Origin of the sequence: Megasphaera sp. SC8-1 (assembly GCF_024436295.1) — a bacterium.
Classification (GTDB): Bacteria; Bacillota; Negativicutes; order Veillonellales; family Megasphaeraceae; genus Megasphaera; species Megasphaera elsdenii.
Map to the genome: position 1 here is coordinate 194,099 of NZ_JANFQH010000011.1, position 19,073 is coordinate 213,171.

The window sequence follows — 19,073 nt, forward strand, 5'->3', positions numbered from 1 at the left end:
GCGGCCCCTACGATGCTAGCCACGAGCCACGAGCCACTAGCCACAAGCCACTAGCCACTAATCTCACTCTTCACTGCTGTCGATGTAGCTGTACAGGGTGTATTTGGAGATGCCGAAGTGTTTGGATATTTTGTCGCCGGCCTTGGTGATCAGCAAAGCCCCGCGGTCGTTGAGGAACTTGATGGCTTTGATCTTGTCTTCCCGGGTCATGAGAGGGACGGGCTTACCAACTTGTCGCGTCGATTCTTCGATGAGTTCGTTCAGGAGGTCCGTGACGTTCTGAGGAATCGGGCTGACCTGTTCTTCTTTGGAAGCGACGGAGATGAGCGGCTTGATGGCATTTTCAACCATCATCAATTCCGTAATGTCGTAGTTGATGGAGAAGATGCCGATGACTTTTTGATTTTCATTGCGGATATAGATGGTCGTCGATTTGAGGATGCGGCCGTCTTTAGTCTTGGTCAGGTAACTCGTATGGTCCTGGAGTTTGTCGGGCTCGCTGCGCAGGGCATCGAGGACGGCCATGGACGGGCCATCGCCGACTTTGCGGTTGGTGACGTGGCCGTTTTCAATGGCTACAATGGAATTTTCTTTGTAATTATCGCTCAGGTCATGGATGACGACTTCACAGTTCGGGCCGAATTGGTCAGCCAGGCCTTTGGCCAAATGGCGTAAGAAGTTCAGTACAACATCATCTAACATAGGGGCACCCCTCTCTTATAAAACAACGATTCTCTTAACTTGCGTACCGTCAAAACAGTTTATTAGCTCGCCTGCTAAAAAATTTTTAGGTACTGTTAATATATCATATTTTCGCGATAAATCAACGGTTTCAAGCCAAAAAAGGTATGTCGAAAAAACATCTTTCCCGTCGAGTTATAACAAAAAGATAATAAAAAATTTTTAGGCTAAAAAAAAATTGACAGGTCGGTCGGAAGAAGGTACTATTAAGATAGATACGGGAATGACAAAAATATCATGAACAAAACGCAAGAACTTATAACGGATTATGGTTTATACATATGTTAGAAGGAGGTAATTCATATGTTAATCGTCGGAAATGGACACGTTATCACGCGTGATGCCAAGAATCAATATGTTCCCGATGGCGCCGTAGCCATGGACGGGATGAAGATCTGCCGCGTCGGCCAGACCGCCGAAATACGCAGGGCTTTCCCCGATGCGGACTTCATCGATGCCAAAGGCGGCGTCATCATGCCGGCTTTCATCAATACCCATGAACACATTTACAGTGCCATGGCCCGGGGCCTGAATATCAACGGCTATGCGCCTAAGGGCTTCCTGGACATCCTCGACGGATTGTGGTGGAACATCGACCGCCACTTGACCAATGACCTGACCTACCTGAGCGCCATGGAAACGTATGTTGAATGTATCAAGAACGGCGTGACGACGGTCTTCGACCACCATGCCAGCTTTGGTGAAATCAAGGACAGCCTCTTTGCCATCGGCCAGGCCGCACAGGAACTGGGCGTCCGCTCTTGCCTCTGTTATGAAGTTTCTGACCGCGACGGCCAGGATAAAGCCCGGCAGGCCGTCCTGGAAAATGAAGCCTGGATCCGCCACTCCCAAGCCGATACGACGGACATGCTCGCCGGCATGATGGGTATGCATGCCCAGTTCACGATCAGCGACGAAACGATGGCCCTGGCAGCGGAACATAAACCGGATGGTGTGGGATATCATATCCACGTCGCCGAAGGCATCGAAGATTTGCAGGATTGCCTGAAAAAGCACGGCAAGCGCATCATCGACCGCCTCTATGACTGGAATATCCTGGGCCCGAAGACGCTGCTCGGCCACTGCATCCACGTCAATCCGCATGAAATGGACCTTATCAAGGAAACGGACACGATGGTCGTCCACAATCCGGAATCGAATATGGGCAATGCCTGCGGCTGCCCGCCGACGATGGACCTGGTACACCGCGGCATCCTGACCGGCCTGGGGACCGATGGCTATACGCACGACATGATCGAGTCCTATAAAGTCGCCAACATTCTCCACAAACATCACCTCTGCGACGCTACGGCCGCCTGGACGGAAGTCCCGCAGATGTTGTTCTATAACAATGCGGTCATTGCCAACCGCTATTTCAAAGCGCCCTTAGGCGTACTGGCTGAAGGGGCGGCAGCCGACGTCATCGTTATGGATTACATCGCGCCGACGCCGATGAATGAAGAAAATATCAACGGCCACATCTTGTTTGGCATGAACGGGCATGATGTCGTCACAACGATTGCCAACGGCAAAATACTCATGGAAAACCGCCAGCTCATCGGCGTCGACGAAGAAGCCCTGATGGCTAAGATCCGCGAAGGCGCTGCTACCCTGGCCGGACGCATTAATGGCTATTTATAAGGAGGAATCTATCATGAGTGATCGCATGACATCTATTCCCTTTGGAAAATTAATGAACTGGGTCCTGACAGAAGCGCCGACAGGGACGATTTTCGGCGTCCACCATCACGTACAAGCCGACCCGGAACGGACTTATCATATCTTTGACCGTCCTTTGGAAATGCCCTTTGGCCCGGCTGCCGGCCCGCACACCCAGCTGGCCCAGAATATCGCTGCCGGCTATGTGGCCGGTGCCCGTTTCTTCGAACTGAAGACGGTCCAGAAAATCGACGGTGAAGACCTGCCCGTCCCCAAGCCGTGCATCAAAGCCGACGATGAATGTTATAACGTCGAATGGTCGACGGAGCTGACCGTACCGAAGGCCCTGGAAGAATATATCAAGGCCTGGTTCCTGGTCCACGTCATGGCCGTCGAATACGGCTTAGGGAGTCCGGACGGGATGCAGTTCAATATGTCCGTCGGCTACGACCTGGCCGGTATCCAGACGGCGAAGATCGATTCGTTCATCGAAAATCTGAAAGATGCGTCCCATACGGCTGCCTTTGCCGACTGCAAGGCTTGGCTCCTGGCCCATCTGGACCGCTTCCAGAAGCTCCGCCGCGAAGACGTCGAAGCCATTCCGGCAGCTATCTGCAATTCTGTCACCGTCTCGACCATGCATGGCTGTCCGCCCGATGAAATCGAACGGATCGCCCGCTATTTACTGAAGGAAAAACACCTCAATACTTTCGTCAAATGCAATCCGACCTTACTGGGGTATGACTTCGTCCGCCACTGCATGGATGACCTTGGCTACGGCCATATGGTCTTTGACGACAGCCATTTCAAGGCCGACTTGCAGTATGAAGACGCCGTGCCCATGCTCAAGCGCCTACAGGAAGCCGGTCGGGCGGAAGACCTGGTATTTGGCGTAAAATTGACCAATACCTTCCCCGTCGACATTACGCGCCATGAATTGCCGGGGACGGAAATGTATATGTCCGGCAAGCCCCTGTTCTTCCTGGCCATGAACGTGGCCAAAAAACTGAGCGAAGCCTTTGGCGGGACCCTGCCGATTTCCTATAGCGGCGGTGCCGATGCCCACAATATCGGCGATATCGTCCAGACGGGTATCTGGCCGGTCACGGTGGCGACAACGCTGCTCAAACCGGGCGGCTATGAACGCTTTGCCCAGCTGGCACAGTGTTTTGAAGGAAAGATGGGTCAGTCGTTTACTCGTGTAAACGTCGATGCCCTGAATGCCTTATTGACCAAGGCGAAAGGCGATGCCCACTATACCCGCCTGGATCCCAAGACCCAGCAGCGCAAGAACGACCGGGCTCTGCCCATGATGGACTGCTTCATGGCTCCGTGCAGCCAGACCTGCCCCATCCATCAGGATATCCCGGCTTATATGGACCTCGTCGCAGCCGGGAAATATGACCAGGCGCTGCAGATCATCCTGGAAAAGAACCCCCTGCCCTTTACGACGGGGACCGTCTGCTACCATACCTGCATGAACAGCTGCACGCGCAATTTCTGCGATGACCCTGTCGAAATCCGGCGCAATAAACTGATTGCCGCTGAAAAAGGCTATGCCGATGTCATGACGGCCTTGCAGGCTGCGCCGTCTAATGGGAAGAAAGCCGCCGTCATCGGTGCCGGTCCTGCCGGCCTGTCGGCTGCATATTTCCTGGCCCGCGGCGGTTTCGATGTGACCGTCTTCGATAAGAACGATGAACCGGGCGGCCTGGTGCGGACCTTCTTATGTGAAAAGAAAGGCCAGATTTCGCCGGAAGCTATCGACCGCGATGTGGCCCTTATTGAAAAGATGGGCGTCCACCTCGTCGTCGGCAAGGCGATTGCCTCTCTCGATGAACTTCAGGGGTATGACGTCATCCTGGCAGCCTGCGGCGTCAAAGGGAAAATCGGTGATACTCCGGCCAGTGCCATCGACGGGCTGACGATCATCGGCGACGGCCATTACGGCAAGACTACGTCTGTCGTCGAATGTATCGCCGACGGCCAAAAGGCGGCGGAAGCCATTTTGGGACAGCTGACCAGTGTCGATACCCTGATTCCAGCCGATGTAAACGACGTTTACTCTCGCCGGGGCCTCCTGGAAGCGGCGCCGGAAACGGGTTGTGACGGCCGCTGCCTCCATTGCGACAGCGTCTGTGAAGCCTGTGTGGAAGTCTGCCCGAACCGGGCCAATGTGGCTATTGCCGTACCGGTCCATATGCAGGCCCAGATCCTCCATGTCGACTATATGTGCAATGAATGTGGCAACTGCCGGACTTTCTGTCCCTGGGGCGGTGCGCCGTATAAAGATAAATTCACCCTCTTTGCCAACGAAGAGGACCTGGAACACAGTGATAATCAGGGCTTTGTCGTCATCGACAAGGTCAGCGGCTTCTGCAAGGTCCGCCTGGATGGGGAAATCCGGTCGACGACCTTAGGGACGGCTGATGAAGCCATACCAGAAGATATCCGGACCTTTATGGAAACGGTCTGCCGCGATTACGGCTATTTGCTGATTGAATAGAGAAAGAAGGGGAAACCATGGATTACGTCATCAAAAACGGGACGGTCTGCCTGGAAGGGGAACATTTCCGGGCTGACGTCACCGTCAGGGAGGGAAAGATTCAGGCCCTGGGAAAGGCTGTCCACAATGGCCATGAAAAAGTCATCGACGCCGATGGCCTCTATGTCTGCCCTGGCGGCATCGATGCTCATACCCATATGGCCTTGCAGCAATCGCCGAAGTATCGCGCCTGTGATGACTTTTACAGCGGCGGCGTTGCGGCGGCCTGCGGCGGCACGACGACCATCCTGGACCATATGGCCTTTGGGCCGGCCGGCTGTTCCCTGCGCTATCCTTTTGAACAGTATAAAAAATTGGCGGCACCCTGTCCGGTCGACTATAGCTTCCATGGCGTCATCCAGCACGTCGATGATCAGGTCCTGCGAGAATTGGGCCAGCTCATCGACGAAGGGTTTCCCAGCTTCAAGGCCTATACGACGTATGGCTATCCTGTCGGTGAAAGAGAATTGATGCAGCTCCTGCCGGTCATCAAGAAGCATGGCGGACTGCTTACGGTCCATGCCGAAAGCGACGGTATTACCAACGCCCTGCGGGATTCCCTGGGGCCACAGGATTTGCAGCCTATCGGACAGGCCAGGACGCGGCCTAACGCAGCCGAAGCCTCAGCCGTTGCCAATGTCCTGGCAGCGGCCCGGGCTTGCGGCGATGCACCGGTCTATATCGTCCACACGTCGGCCCATGAGAGCCTGGACCAGATACGCCTGGCCCGGCGCCAGGGGCAGCGCCATATTTACAGTGAAACGTGTCCGCAATACTTAGTGTTGACAGAAGATAAATTCCGCCAGGGCGGCCCCCTGGAAGGCATCAAATATATGCTGGCACCGCCGCTGCGGAAAGAAGAAGACAACCGGGCCTTATGGCAGGCCCTGGCAGAGGGGACTGTACAGACGGTGGCGACGGACCACTGTCCCTTTACGATAGCTGAAAAACAGGAGAATGTCAGTGATTTCCGCCAGTGTCCCGGCGGTGTATCCGGCGTCGAAGAACGGATGCCCTTGTTGTTCAGCGAAGGCGTCCTGAAAGGGAGGCTGACCCTGGAACAGTTCGTCCAAGTCACCAGTGCCAATGTGGCGAAAATTTTTGGCCTGTACCCGCGCAAAGGGACGCTGCTGCCCGGCAGCGATGCCGACCTCGTCCTCATCGACCCGAAAGGGGAACGGACCTTTGCCAAAGAGAACCTGCACACGACCTGCGGCTATTCGCCATATGAAGGCATGACCGTCCGGGCAACGATCCGGCTGACTATGCTTCGCGGTGAAATCATTGCAAAAGACAACCAATTCTGTGGAAAACGCGGCTATGGAACCCTGTTGCATCGGCCCGCGATGAAAGATAATCTTGATCATTAGGAAGGTGGCATTATGAGTGAATTATGTAAACTATGGGTAAACAACCGTGAAATAGAGGCCGATGGGGACCGGAAACTCATCGACGTCCTGCGCAACGACCTGCGCCTGAAATCCGTCAAGGATGGCTGCAGTGAAGGGGCTTGCGGGACTTGTACCGTCGTCATCGACGGCAAGGCGACCAAGACCTGTGTCCAGAAGGTCAGCCGCATGACTGGTAAACACGTGTTGACTGTCGAAGGCCTGTCCCAGCGGGAAAAGGATGTCTTCGTCTATGCTTTTGGCGAAGCCGGCGCCGTCCAGTGCGGCTTCTGCATCCCCGGCATGGTCATGTGCGGCAAGGCCCTCATCGACGCCAACCCGGCGCCGTCGCGGCTGGAAATCGCCGCGGCTATCCGCAACAATATTTGTCGCTGTACGGGTTATAAGAAAATTATCGACGCCATCGCTATGGCTGCGGACTTGCTGCGCACAGGCCAGGCAATCCCGGTCCGCGGCGGCTACCGCGGTGTCGGCGATCCTTGCCAGCGCATCAATGTCAAAGCCAAGGTCCTGGGTATCGGCAAGTATACGGATGACCTGGATGCCGTCGATTTGCCCGGTATGTGTTATGGCAGTGCCGTCCGCAGCGCCTATCCGCTGGCTGTCGTCAAGGCTATCCATACAGAAAAGGCCAAGGCCCTGCCCGGTGTCGTCTGTGTCCTGACGGCCGATGACATCCCGGGTTCTGTCAAAGTCGGCCACTTGAAGACCGATTGGGATACGCTCATCCCTGTGGGCTCGACGACGCACTTCCTGGGCGACGCCATTGCCCTGGTGGCTGCGGAAACGCCGGAAATCCTGGAACAGGCCAAGAAACTCGTCGACATCGAATATGAAGAACTGCCGGCCCTGACCTGTGCCGCCGACGCTTTGAAAGAAGGGGCTCCGCTGGTCCATCCGTCGGCCGGTACGAATATCCTGGCCCATGAACACCTGGTCCGCGGCGATGCCGACGCTGTCATTGCGGCCTCGAAATATAAAGTGACGCATCACTTTGAGACGCCGTGGACGGAACACGCTTTCCTAGAACCAGAATGTGCCGTCGCCATGCCCTTTGATGACGGTGTCTTCATCTATTCGTCGGATCAGGGCATTTACGATACGCGCCGGGAAACGGCGCTTATGCTGGGCCTTCCAGAAGACAAAGTCATCGTCGAGAATTGTTTCGTCGGCGGCGGCTTCGGCGGCCGGGAAGATGTGACAGTCCAGCATTTGGCAGCCCTCGTCGCCTATGTATGTAAACGAATATGTAAAGTAAAGTTGACACGGCAGGAAAGCATCCTCATCCATCCCAAACGCCATCAGTTCAGTATGGACCTGACGACGGCGTGTGATGAAAAGGGGAAACTGACGGCCATGAAGCTCGTCGCCGTGACCGACAACGGGGCCTATGCTTCCTTGGGCGGGCCTGTCCTCCAGCGGGCTTGTACTCATGCCGCTGGGCCGTATAATTACCAGACCATCGATATCGACGGCAAAGCTGTTTATACCAACAATCCGCCAGCCGGGGCTTTCCGCGGCTTTGGCGTCACTCAGACTATTTTTGCGACGGAATTAAACTTAAATAAACTGGCGGAACTCGTCGGCATCGACCCCTGGGAAATCCGCTACCGCAATGCCATCCGTCCTGGCCAGGTTTTGCCCAATGGCCAGATTGCCGATCCGTCGACAGGCTTAGCCGAAACACTGGACGCCGTCAAAGATGTATATTATCACAGCGGTCCCTATGTCGGCATCGCCTGTGCCTTGAAGAACTCCGGCGTCGGCGTCGGCCTGCCCGACTATGGCCGCTGCCGCCTGGTCATCAAGGACGATATGGTCCACATCTATTCATCGGCTTCCTGTATCGGCCAAGGCGTTGGCACGGTCCTAGTCCAGATGGTATCCCAGGCAGCTGGCCTTCCCATTGAAGATATCAAATGGCACATGCCCAATACGGCGACGGCTCCCGATGCCGGTACGACATCAGGGTCGCGGCAGACGACACTGACCGGGGAAGCTGCCCGGCGGGCCGCCGTCCAGCTGCGGCGCGACCTCTTTGCCGCCAAGGGTCTGCCTTACGAAGAAACGAGTCATGCCAGTGATTACCTGGAAGGCGTAACGGTAGAAAAAGAATCGCCGGCGACGGCAGCCGTCCGCTTCAACCGGAGCGACCTGGATGTCCTCAACGGTCGGGAATACGTCGGCGAATACCTGGGCAAGACCGACAAGATGGGCGCTGACGTCCCCCATCCCGTATCGCATGTCGCCTACGGCTACGCCACCCATGTCTGCATCCTCAACGAAGACGGGACCATTCGCAAGATGGTCGCCGCTCACGACGTGGGCCGCGTCGTTAACCGTAAGAGCCTGGAAGGTCAGATTGAAGGTGGCACCATTATGGGTTGCGGCTATGCCTTGACGGAACAATATCCCCTGGACCACTGCAAACCGACGGCGAAATTTGGGACCTTGGGCTTGTTCCGGGCCGATAAAGCCCCGGATGTCGAAGCCATCGCCATCGAAAAAGAAGGCGTCGACGTAGCTTACGGCGCCATCGGCGTCGGTGAAATCACGTCCATCCCTACCGCTCCGGCCGTAGCCGGGGCCTACTACAAATGGAACGGCCAGTTCCAGACGACATTGCCCTTAGAAGGGACGCCGTATAGCCGGAAAAAGAAATGAAAGCTGTCTTTTGTATAAGCAGTTGTACTATAATAGAGATGTTTGATGTTTGATGTTTGATGTTTGATGTTTGATGTTTGATGTGGAAAGGTGGTCTTATGAGAGAGAAACTTGTCATTATCCGCGGCGCCGGGGATCTGGCGACGGGCGTGGCCCAGTCTTTGTATGAGGCTGGGTTCCGTCTGCTGTTGCTGGAAGTGGAGCGGCCGTCGGCTATCCGGCGTCAGGTAGCGCTCTGTGAAGCCGTCTATGATGGTACGGCTACTGTCGAGAATCTGACGTGCCGTTGCTGTCAGTCGCTGGCTGAGGTCCAGGCCGTGTGGGAGGCTGATGACATTCCCCTCATCGTGGATCCTTCGGGGACATCGATTGCGACTTTAAAGCCTTGGGCCGTCGTCGATGCCATCCTGGCTAAGAAGAATCTCGGAACGAGTCGTCAAATGGCTCCTCATACGGTTGCCTTAGGCCCAGGATTCACGGCTGGTGTCGATGTCGATGCCGTCATTGAAACGAAACGGGGCCATCAGCTGGGGCGCATCCTCTGGCAGGGAACGGCCATTGCCAATACGGGGATACCCGGATTGATTGCCGGCTACGGCAAGGAGCGCGTCATTCACAGTCCCCAAGCTGGTTTCGTGTACGGCCTGGTCCACATCGGCGACAAAGTAAAAAAAGGACAGCCTATGGCTATCCTGACAAAAGAAGCAATTCCTGTTGGGACTACGGTAACGGAGACGATGGGAATCGCTGTCCCGGCGTCGCTGACGGGGTTTGTCCGAGGTTTGATACGCAACGGTTATTACGTGCCCCAGGGCTTTAAGATGGCCGACATCGACCCGCGGGATGATGAACGGGATAATTGTTTCACTATTTCTGACAAAGCCCGCAGCCTCGGCGGCGCTGTCCTGACGGCACTGCTCTGGATGGGCAGGGAGGATTTTTGATGGATTTCAATAAGAAAGACTTGCATTTTTCGTCGTGTCGGGAATTACCCTATATCGACTATCATCAAGGTGCTGTGGAAAGGAAGCAGTCTATTGCCGTCGAAGTGATGACGCCGCTCTACCTTGACGGGCAGCGCATCAGTACCCTCGTGTCTTCGCCGGAAGATGTGGATATCCTGGCCGCCGGCTACTGCCTGGCTGAAGGGAAAGTCCCGGCTGGCCGTAAGCTGGTCCATGTCTGCCTGCACGATGAGGCTGCCTGGGTCACGACGGAAGCGGGAGCCTCATCGGTTCCCGAAAAGGCCCCCTTTGTGCCGATTACGGCGAACCGGCTCTGTTCTTATGGCGGCCTCCTGGATAGCTTGTCGACGGCCCATCATGCTTCGCACGGCGTCCACGAAGGGGCTTTGGTCCAGGGCGACGAGGTCCTCATCTATACGGAGGATATTGGCCGCCACAACGTCCTCGACCGCCTGCGGGGCTTCGTCGAGTTACAGCACATCGATGTCAGCCAGGCCGTCCTGGTCTTCAGTGGCCGCGTTCCTCAATCGGTCATCGAAAAGGTCCACGGCATGGGCGTTCGCTTCCTGGCATCGCGGGCCTTGCCGACGAGCCTGGGCGTGTCCCTGGCCAAGCAGTACGGGATTACCCTGGCCTGCGGCTTGCGGCCGGATTCATTTAAGGTTTTCGCCCATAAGGAACGAATCGTGATGTAGGATAAGGGGGGCGCTAGGGACTAGCTTGCGCAACGGGCTCGCCGCTGCATCGACGCCATTTCGGATTCAGATGGCGCTGCGCGCCTTTAGACTCAAATTGACAATGCCGCTTCGGGGGACCCTCAGCGCATAGCGGGCGACCCGCAGAATCGTGGGTATAGATTGGTCGGTACTGGTGTGGGTTTTCTGCGAATCCTGTGTATAGTCGGAAGTTATGACGAAGGACCTACGATTATTCCAGTAACAGCGCTTCTACCGTGGCGCCGGCCGTGAGGGTCGGCGTTCCTTTTTTTATGTATGCCAAGGCATTGGTATGGGCGAGGCCAAGCAGGGCGCTGGACGTCAAGGTCGTATTGGGCGTAAAGACGGGCTGACCCTGTTCGTAGGTCAGGAGACCTTGGACGAAGCGGTCGACAGGGTTCTGCTTGTGAATCGCGTCGCCCAGGCGGCAGGTAATTCGGGGAAATTCGCAGGCCCTTTCGCCATTGAGGCGGCGCAGGATGGGCACGGCCAATAGGTGGAAGGCGTTGAACGAGGCCGACGGATTGCCGGACAGGCCGAGAATGAGTGTCCTATGGCCATTATCGTCGATGACGCCGCCGTAAGAGGCCGAGCCGGGCCGCATGGTGATGCGGTTGTAAAGCTGGACGGCACCGAGGTCTTGGTAAATCTGGGGCATCGTGTCATAGAGACCGACGGAAACGCCGCCAGTGCTGACGATGAGGTCCTTGCCCTGAGCCAGGCGGCGGACGGCAGCTATTTCATCGGCCAGGTCATCCGGGCCGTCGGATACGTGATAGAAGGTGACGGCTGCGCCGTACTGTTCCAGTAAAGACCGGAAAAGATAGGCATTGGAGTTGTAAATCTGGCCGTCGTGCCGCACTTCTCCGGGCATGACCAGTTCCCTGCCGGAGGTCAGGAAGAGGACCTCTGGTTTGGCATAGACGGGAAGCCGGTCATTTCCCAGGCCCACGGCGACGGACAGGGCGCCGGCTGTGAGCTTGGTCCCAGCCGGGATGATGATGGCGCCGGGCTTACATTCTTCGCCTACAGGGATGATGTTGCTGCCGGGTTTTATGGTTTCTGTCACTTCTATACGGGTCCCGCGGCGATCGACGTATTCCTGGGGGATGACCGTATCGCAGTCGCCGGGGACGGCGCAGCCCGTCATGAGGCGTACAGCCTGTCCGGCGGCGACGGGGCCTTCGTAGACGATGCCGGCGCCGATAGTGGCCACGACTTCATAGGTGGTTCCTTCATGACTATGGATGGCGTAGCCGTCGAAAGGCGATTTGCGGTACGGCGGATAGGCATGGGCCGCCGTAATGTCCCGGGCTGTGATGCGGCCCAGGGCCTGGTCCGGTGTAACGTATTCGATTTTCGCTTTATAGGAAGGCAAGGCGCCGTCGAGACGGCGCCTTGCTTCGGTAATCGTAACGATTTCCATGGTTATGGCTTTCCTTTTTTCAATGCTTTTTCATAAGCTGCCTGCGTTTTGGCGGCTTCTTTTTGTGCCTTCAATTTAGCCCGCTGGGCGGCGACGACAGCCGGGTCGAAGAGACTCAGGGCTTCCGTCGGGCAGGCGGGGATGCAGGCCGGTTCTCCCGTTTCTGTGTTGGCGCAGAGGTCGCATTTATAAGCGACGATGCGGAAGGGGCGGCCTTTGGTGTCACCGTGGTAGATCTTGGTCATGTTGATGGCCTGGAAGGGGCAGGCACGGGAACATTTCCCGCAGCCCCGGCAGGCATCTTCGTCGATGACGACCGAGTCCGGCCCCAGGGAGATGCAATGGAAGGGGCAGGCTTCCATGCAGCGCGGCTTCGGGCATTGCTGGCACTGGACGGCTTTGGTGACCTTCGACGTGTAAACGACATGGACCCGCGGTGTGAAGTCGAAGCTCTTCGGCTTGAGGGCGAACAGGGCCTTGCCCGTATGGCTGGCCACACAGGCGGCCATGCAGGTCTTGCAGCCGATGCAGAGTTCCGGGTCTGTCTTGACGTGTTTAAACATCGTTTACACCTCCTTTACTTCAATGCCCATGCGGGCGCGGATGGCGGCGTATTGCGCTTTTACATCGCGTTCGGCCTGTTTCTGGTCGTCGATTTTTTCGACGCGGCAGGCACAGTATTTAAATTCCGGCGTATGGCTCTTCGGGTCCAGGGCTGCTGACGTCAGTTCATTGCAAGCGCCGATCCACCACTGGTAGGTCATATACGTAGCCCCCTTGGATACGCGGTCTGTTTCCTGGCAGCGGGTGATGGTATGGCCCCGCTTGGAGACGACGCGGACCAGGTCGCCGTTGGCGATGCCCAGTTCCTGGCAGTCTTCCGGGTTCATCTGGATGTAGCCCGGTTCATCGGCCAAATCGGCCAGGAGGCGGCAGTTGCCGGTCATGGTACGGACGGAGTAGTGGCCGACTTCGCGGACTGTCGACAGGGACAGGGGGTATTCGGGACTTTCCAGCTCTTTGGCCGGGGTCCAGGGATAGTAGTAGAAATGGCCTTTGCCGTCAGCCGTGGCGAACTGGGCGTCTTTATGGAGATACTGCGTCCCCGTGTCGTCCGGGCTGTCTTCCGTACAGGGCCACTGGACGCCGTGGTTCTCGACCATTTTTTCATAGCTGGCGCCGGCGAATTTCGGGCACAGGGAGCGCATTTCATCCCAAATCTGTTCGGTGTTGTCATAGTGCATGGGATAGCCCATGGCCGTTGCCATGAGGCAGAGGATTTCCCAGTCCGTCTTGCAGCCCGGCTGAGGTTCGATGAGCTTTCGGACACGCTGGAAGCGGCGGTCGCAGGCCGTGTATACGCCGTTGTGTTCGCCCCAGGCCGTGGCCGGGAAAACGACGTCGGCATATTCGCAGGTCTTGTTGAAGAAGATATCCTGGACGATGACCAGGTCGATGGCCGACAAGGTGCGGCGGATTTCCGGCAGGTCCGGGTCGGACTGGGCCGGGTCTTCGCCGATGATGTAATAGGCATGGATCCGTTTTTTCGGGTCCGGTTCGCGCAGGACTTTATCCGGTACGTAGGTCAAGGGCAGGCCGACATGGGCCGGCAGGGAGACGCCCCAGGCCCTTTCGAATTTATGGCGGATCGCGTCGTCGGTCACATCCTGATAGCCGGGATACTGGTTGGGCAGGACGCCCATATCGCAGGTTCCCTGGACGTTGTTCTGGCCGCGGACGGGGCCGACGCCGGTGGCGTAATGACCGTAGTTGCCGGTCATGAGGCTCAGGTTGGAGCAGGCGATGACACATTCGACGCCTTGTGAGAACTGGGTGATGCCCATGCCCCAGAGGGTCATGGTGTGCTTGGACGAGGCGAACAGGCGCGCAGCCCGGCGGATGTCGCCGGGGTCGAGATGGGTTGCCGCAGCGACGGCTTCCGGAGCGTATTTTTCCTGGGCCACTTCTTTGGCATAGTCGGCAAAGCCTGTCGTATGCTTTTCGATGAAATCGTGGTCGACCAGGTCTTCCGTGACGATGACATGGGCCATGGCGTTGAGGAAGAGCATGTTCGTGCCGCCCTTGATAGGCAGATAAATGGTGGCGATGCGCCCTGTTTCTGTTAGGCGCGGATCGACACAGATGATCTTGCAGCCCTTCTTCTTGGCCCGGACGATATGGCGGGCAACGAGGGGATGCGAGACCGGCGCGTTATAGCCGATATCGAAAATGACTTCTGCATCTTCGAGTTCGGGAACGCTGAAAGACATAGCACCTTCACCGACGGACTCACCGAGTCCGGTAACCGATGGAGCGTGTCAAATGCGGGCGCAGTGGTCGACATTGTTCGTGCCGACGACGGCGCGCATGAATTTCTGGGTAATATAGGCGGCCTCATTGCCGGGACCGCGGGCCGAACCGGCGCCCATGACGGCATCCGGGCCGTATTCCTTGATGATTGCCTTGAGGCGGGTCGCAGCGTATTCGATGGCTTCCTGCCAGGATACTTCGACGAGGGGCGTACCCTTGCCGTTTTTGCGGATCATCGGTTTACGGATCCGCTTAGTCAGGATCTGAGGGTCGTTCAGGTAGTCCCAGCCGTACAGCCCTTTCAGGCAGAGACGGCCTTCGTTGTTGACACCGCGCGGCGAGCCTTTGGCTTCGATGACCCGGTTCTCTTCCGTGTCGACCGTGCAGGTGATGACGCAGCCTGTGCCACAGTAGGGACAGACGGTGTCTATTTTTTTATAGGCACACATAGTAACACCTCACTTAAAAATAAACTGGAGATTTTTAGTATACCACGGATAAGATATACTTTACTAGTCTCAGTGTAGGACTTCTTTTGTGGAGGTGCAAGGAAGAAAAGAACAAAACGATTATATCGCCGACGAACGGTAGCCCGTGAGGAATAAGATGTCATCGACCAGTGTCCCGGTGTCGGCCTGGGTCACGTCAATCCGCGGGAATGGTCCGTGGCTGCGGCTTTCGACGAGGACCAGGTCGGCCAGCTGCTGCTGGGACAGGGCGAGGATATAGTCTTCTTTCGACAGGCCTTCGGGGACATCGGCCGGGCCGCAGAGACAGACCGAGACGGCGCCGGCTTTTTGGGCCCGGTCCGTGTCGGACCCAATCTTTTGGCGGGTGACGATATGGTGGGTGCTCTTGATATAGGCGACCTGGTAGCTGCGCCGCGTCAATTCAGCAATGGCTGCCGTGGCGGCTGTCGTCTTGCCGTCGCCGGAGTCCGGGGCTGTCAGGGTGACGACCGGGACTTGGCGGCAACTGTTGGCATCGCGCCCTTTGGCGGCTTCATAAGCTTCGGGCGTATTGATGTTGAGGTATAAGGCAGGCCGGAAGGATTCATCCACGTAGGCTGCCGGCACGGCCTGGTAGAGGCGGCGTAAGCGGTATTCGCCCTTTTGCAGATGGTCCGCGACGGCCGGCAGGAGCTGGCGGCTGTATAAGGCGGCCAAGGGCTGGTCCTGCTTGTTTTCGGTCCTGGGAATGACAGCCAGCAGGTCAGGCTGGTGCCGCAGTAACTTGACCAGGTCCGGGACGGGGGCAAAGTTGTAAAAGGGAAGGTCGACAGAGAGGACCAGGTAGAACTCGCTGGTACCACTGTGCAAAGCGGCTTCCAGGCCGCCTAAGGGGCCGCAGCCGGGATAACTGTCCGCGACGAGATGGACCGTGCGGACTAATTTCGCAGGCAGCTCATGCGGTGTATAAGGCCGATTGATGGCGATGATGCGTTCTGAAAAAGGATAGGCCTGGCTGCGCAGGAGCAGGTCTGTCAGCAAATCCGTGTCATGCCAGGGAAGGCCTGCCTTATCGCGGCCCATCCGGGTGCTGAGGCCGCCAGCCAGGACAATTAGGCCCAGTGACGGGGAACGACGTGTTTTTGACATCCTATCACATCCTTTACACATAATAAGTACATTATAACATGATGAGTACTGACGGATATACAATTACAAAAAAAGTATGGCCAGCTAACAAATTTTCATGTATAATAAGTTTAAGTACAATCGTTATTTTCAGATACGAATAACGCTTGAAGGAGGTGGGGTTATGGCCAAAGAGAAGCTGCACTGCAAGGTGACGCTGTGTCTCCTGGGGGATAAGCGGGCTTTTGGCCCCGGCGTGGCAGAACTGCTGGACGGTGTCCGCCGTCACGGTTCCCTGCAGGGGGCAGCCCGGGAAATGGCGATGTCGTACTCCAAGGCCTGGACGATCATGCGTAATGCCGAGGCCATCTGGGGATTTCCCCTCATCCGCCGTTATGTCGGCGGCAAAGACGGCGGCCGGTCGGTCCTGACTCGGCAGGCTGAGATCATCCTGGCCCGGTATGAACAGATGGATGAAGCCCTGCACGCCATGGCAGACCGTCAGTTCCAGCAGTGGTTCAATGACGATGAACTGCAGAAATTACAAACAATGGAAGGATAGATAGTTATGAAAATGATGAAAACCGAAGAGGCTGTCGGTCATGTCCTCTGTCACGATATTACCCAGATCATCCGCGGCGTCACCAAAGGCCCGGTCTTCCGCAAGGGCCATGTGATTACTAAGGAAGATATCCCGGTCCTGTTGTCTGTCGGAAAGGACCACGTCTACATCTGGGAAAAAGACGATACCTTGCTCCATGAAGATGAAGCCGCGGCCATCCTGCGCGATATCTGCCTGGGGACGAATATGCATGGCAGTGAGCCGAAAGAAGGGAAAATCGAACTCATCGCCGATTGCGACGGCGTCCTGACCATCCGGCGCGACGGGTTGAAAGCCGTCAATTCTTTGGGAGAAATGATGATTGCCACCCGCCATGGCGGCTTCCCGGTCCGTAAGGGCGATAAACTGGCCGGTACGCGCATCATTCCCCTGGTCATCAAGAAGGATAAGATGGCAGCGGCTAAGGAAGCGGCCGGTCCGGCACCGCTCCTGGACGTCCATCCCTTCGGTCAAAAAAAGGCCGGCGTCGTCACGACGGGTAATGAAGTCTTTCACGGCCGCATTGAAGATACGTTTACGCCGGTCATCGAAAGCAAGCTGGCTGAATACGGGGCCGTCATGGCCATGCACACGACCTTGGCCGATGACCCGGCGGCCATTACGGCGGCTATCCAGGATATGCTGGCTCAGGGCATGGATATGGTCTTTTGTACCGGTGGCATGAGCGTCGACCCCGATGACCAGACGCCGCTGGCCATCAAGAATACCGGTGCCTGCATGGTTTCCTACGGCGCTCCGGTCCTGCCGGGAGCCATGTTCCTCCTGGCTTATGCCGGCGACGGCCGCCCCATCGTCGGCCTGCCGGGCTGTGTCATGTACGCCAAGCGGACGATTTTCGACCTCGTCCTGCCGTCACTCATAGCCGACGTCCCGGTAACGGCAGAAGACCTGGCCGGTCTCGGTGAAGGCGGCCTGTGCCTGAATTGCCCCGTCTGTACCTTCCCGAATTGCGGTTTTGGAAAGTAGGTGGTCTGGTGAACAAGTTTACTCATATCGACAGTAAGGGTGATGCCGTCATGGTCGACGTCAGCGGCAAGGCGATAACGGCCCGGACGGCTGTGGCCTGCGGCCGTATCGCCATGAGCCGTGACTGTTATGAAGCCGTCAAAGCCGGCGCCATGAAAAAGGGCGACGTCCTCGGCGTGGCCCGCATTGCCGGTATCATGGGAGCTAAGCGGACGAGCGATCTTATTCCACTCTGCCATATCCTGAATTTGACTAAATGCGGCGTCGAATTTATGTTCTATGATGACACCTCGGAAATCGAAGGCCGGTGTACAGTCAAATGCGATGGCAAGACGGGCGTCGAAATGGAAGCCCTGACGGGTGTATCCGTGGCCTTGCTGACGGTCTACGATATGTGCAAGGCCGTCGATAAACGCATGTGTATCAAGGGTATCCACCTCGTCGAAAAAATCGGCGGCAAGAGCGGTCATTTCCAATATGATGGAGGGGAGCACCATGAAGGATAAGTGGGGGCGGACCATCGACTACCTGCGCTTGTCCCTGACGGACCGTTGCAATCTCCGCTGCCGTTACTGCATGCCCGAAGCCTTGGACAGTGTCGGCCATGACGCGGTCCTGCGCTATGAAGAAATGATGCTCATCTGCCGGGCGGCTCTGGCTTTGGGCATCGACCGTTTCAAGATTACTGGTGGTGAACCGCTGGTGCGGAAGGGGGCCGTATCTTTTATGCAGTCTCTTAAAGACATGGACGGTGTCCGTTCCGTCACCATGACGACAAATGGCCTTCTCTTATCGGCAGTGCTGCCCGATTTGGTACGCTTCGGCATTGATGGCATCAATGTCAGCATAGATACTCTCGATGCAAGCCAGTACGCTTGCTTAACAGGCGGCGGAAATTTGTCTGTCCTATTACAAGCTTTGAAAGAAGCCATATCTCAGCGTGTAAACATCAAAGTAAACGCCGTCTTGCTGGCGGAAACGCGGAATCAGATTTTGCCATTGGCGGAACTAGCCCGAACATATCCTATCGATGTGCGTTTCATCGAACTCATGCCCATCGGCTTCGGGACGACCTTGGACGGCATATCGGAAGCCGAAGCCTTGTCCCTTCTGGTCCGGGCCTATCCTGATTTGGCCGCGACGGGAGAACGGCGGGGCAATGGGCCGGCTTCGTATTACCAGAGCCGGTATCTGCAAGGCCGTATCGGCTTCATTGCCGCCAATACACATGGTTTCTGCTCGTCCTGTAACCGCCTGCGCCTGACGAGTACGGGCTTTTTGAAACCTTGTCTTTGCTATGACGACGGCGTCGATTTGCGGGCTATTGTCCGCAGCGGCCAACGTGAAAATCTTATTTTTCAGGAATTGCAGCGGGCCATAGCCGGCGCTATTTACGAAAAACCGGCGAAGCATTGTTTTGCTGAAAAGAATCATATTAGTGAACATAAAACGATGAATCAGATCGGAGGATAA

At 56.6% G+C, this 19,073-nt stretch carries 15 protein-coding genes; 10 read left to right on the top strand and 5 right to left on the bottom strand.

Going from position 1 to position 19,073, the window contains the following annotated elements:
* Positions 1–63 precede the first annotated feature (63 nt).
* A complete protein-coding gene (locus tag NOS26_RS04510) occupies positions 64–702 on the bottom strand; it encodes a transcriptional regulator (RefSeq protein ID WP_014015567.1) in 639 nt (212 codons plus the stop codon).
* A gap of 342 nt (positions 703–1,044) precedes the next feature.
* Between NOS26_RS04510 and ssnA the strand changes: the two genes are divergently transcribed.
* From ssnA to NOS26_RS04540, 6 genes are all read left to right on the top strand, one after another.
* Positions 1,045–2,382, top strand: a complete 1,338-nt coding sequence (gene ssnA / locus NOS26_RS04515) for a putative aminohydrolase SsnA (protein WP_169013985.1) — start codon at positions 1,045–1,047, stop codon at positions 2,380–2,382.
* Positions 2,383–2,395: 13 nt separating this feature from the next.
* Positions 2,396–4,906 (top strand): putative selenate reductase subunit YgfK, encoded by a 2,511-nt coding sequence (ygfK, locus tag NOS26_RS04520; protein ID WP_169013986.1) that lies wholly within the window; start codon positions 2,396–2,398, stop codon positions 4,904–4,906.
* A 17-nt stretch (positions 4,907–4,923) separates the two neighbouring features.
* A complete protein-coding gene (gene hydA, locus NOS26_RS04525; protein WP_255917342.1) occupies positions 4,924–6,315 on the top strand; it encodes a dihydropyrimidinase in 1,392 nt (463 codons plus the stop codon).
* A 12-nt stretch (positions 6,316–6,327) separates the two neighbouring features.
* A complete protein-coding gene (gene xdh / locus NOS26_RS04530) occupies positions 6,328–9,018 on the top strand; it encodes a selenium-dependent xanthine dehydrogenase (RefSeq protein ID WP_255917343.1) in 2,691 nt (896 codons plus the stop codon).
* A gap of 98 nt (positions 9,019–9,116) precedes the next feature.
* Positions 9,117–9,962: a selenium-dependent molybdenum cofactor biosynthesis protein YqeB gene (gene yqeB / locus NOS26_RS04535; RefSeq protein ID WP_169013989.1), complete on the top strand. Its 846-nt coding sequence runs from the start codon at positions 9,117–9,119 to the stop codon at positions 9,960–9,962.
* The gene (locus NOS26_RS04540; RefSeq protein WP_169013990.1) at positions 9,962–10,678 is read left to right on the top strand and encodes a formate dehydrogenase accessory sulfurtransferase FdhD; all 717 of its coding nucleotides are present in this window, start codon (positions 9,962–9,964) and stop codon (positions 10,676–10,678) included. Before yqeB ends, NOS26_RS04540 begins: the two co-directional genes overlap by 1 nt.
* Positions 10,679–10,910: 232 nt before the next feature.
* On the opposite strand, the gene NOS26_RS04545 is transcribed toward NOS26_RS04540, so the two are convergent.
* The 4 genes from NOS26_RS04545 to NOS26_RS04560 form a co-directional block, all read right to left on the bottom strand.
* Complete coding sequence (locus NOS26_RS04545) at positions 10,911–12,125, bottom strand: molybdopterin molybdotransferase MoeA (protein ID WP_169013926.1); 1,215 nt, start codon at positions 12,123–12,125, stop codon at positions 10,911–10,913.
* Between the two features lie 2 nt (positions 12,126–12,127).
* Complete coding sequence (locus NOS26_RS04550; protein WP_014015575.1) at positions 12,128–12,688, bottom strand: 4Fe-4S dicluster domain-containing protein; 561 nt, start codon at positions 12,686–12,688, stop codon at positions 12,128–12,130.
* A gap of 3 nt (positions 12,689–12,691) precedes the next feature.
* Positions 12,692–14,884, bottom strand: coding sequence for a formate dehydrogenase subunit alpha (gene fdhF / locus NOS26_RS04555; protein WP_169013927.1), 2,193 nt, complete (start codon positions 14,882–14,884; stop codon positions 12,692–12,694).
* A gap of 120 nt (positions 14,885–15,004) precedes the next feature.
* A complete protein-coding gene (locus NOS26_RS04560) occupies positions 15,005–16,033 on the bottom strand; it encodes a molybdopterin-guanine dinucleotide biosynthesis protein MobB (RefSeq protein WP_169013928.1) in 1,029 nt (342 codons plus the stop codon).
* 163 nt (positions 16,034–16,196) lie between these two features.
* Here NOS26_RS04560 and NOS26_RS04565 point away from each other — a divergent pair, with 163 nt between their 5' ends.
* From NOS26_RS04565 to moaA, 4 genes are read left to right on the top strand one after another with little or no spacing between them, the layout of a single operon-like run.
* Positions 16,197–16,574: a winged helix-turn-helix domain-containing protein gene (locus tag NOS26_RS04565; RefSeq protein WP_014015579.1), complete on the top strand. Its 378-nt coding sequence runs from the start codon at positions 16,197–16,199 to the stop codon at positions 16,572–16,574.
* A 6-nt stretch (positions 16,575–16,580) separates the two neighbouring features.
* Positions 16,581–17,600: a molybdopterin-binding protein gene (locus tag NOS26_RS04570; RefSeq protein WP_169013929.1), complete on the top strand. Its 1,020-nt coding sequence runs from the start codon at positions 16,581–16,583 to the stop codon at positions 17,598–17,600.
* An 8-nt stretch (positions 17,601–17,608) separates the two neighbouring features.
* On the top strand, positions 17,609–18,106 hold the full coding sequence (moaC, locus tag NOS26_RS04575) for a cyclic pyranopterin monophosphate synthase MoaC (RefSeq protein WP_255917344.1): 498 nt from the start codon (positions 17,609–17,611) through the stop codon (positions 18,104–18,106).
* Positions 18,096–19,073, top strand: coding sequence for a GTP 3',8-cyclase MoaA (moaA, locus tag NOS26_RS04580; RefSeq protein ID WP_014015582.1), 978 nt, complete (start codon positions 18,096–18,098; stop codon positions 19,071–19,073). The genes moaC and moaA overlap by 11 nt, the downstream gene beginning before the upstream one ends.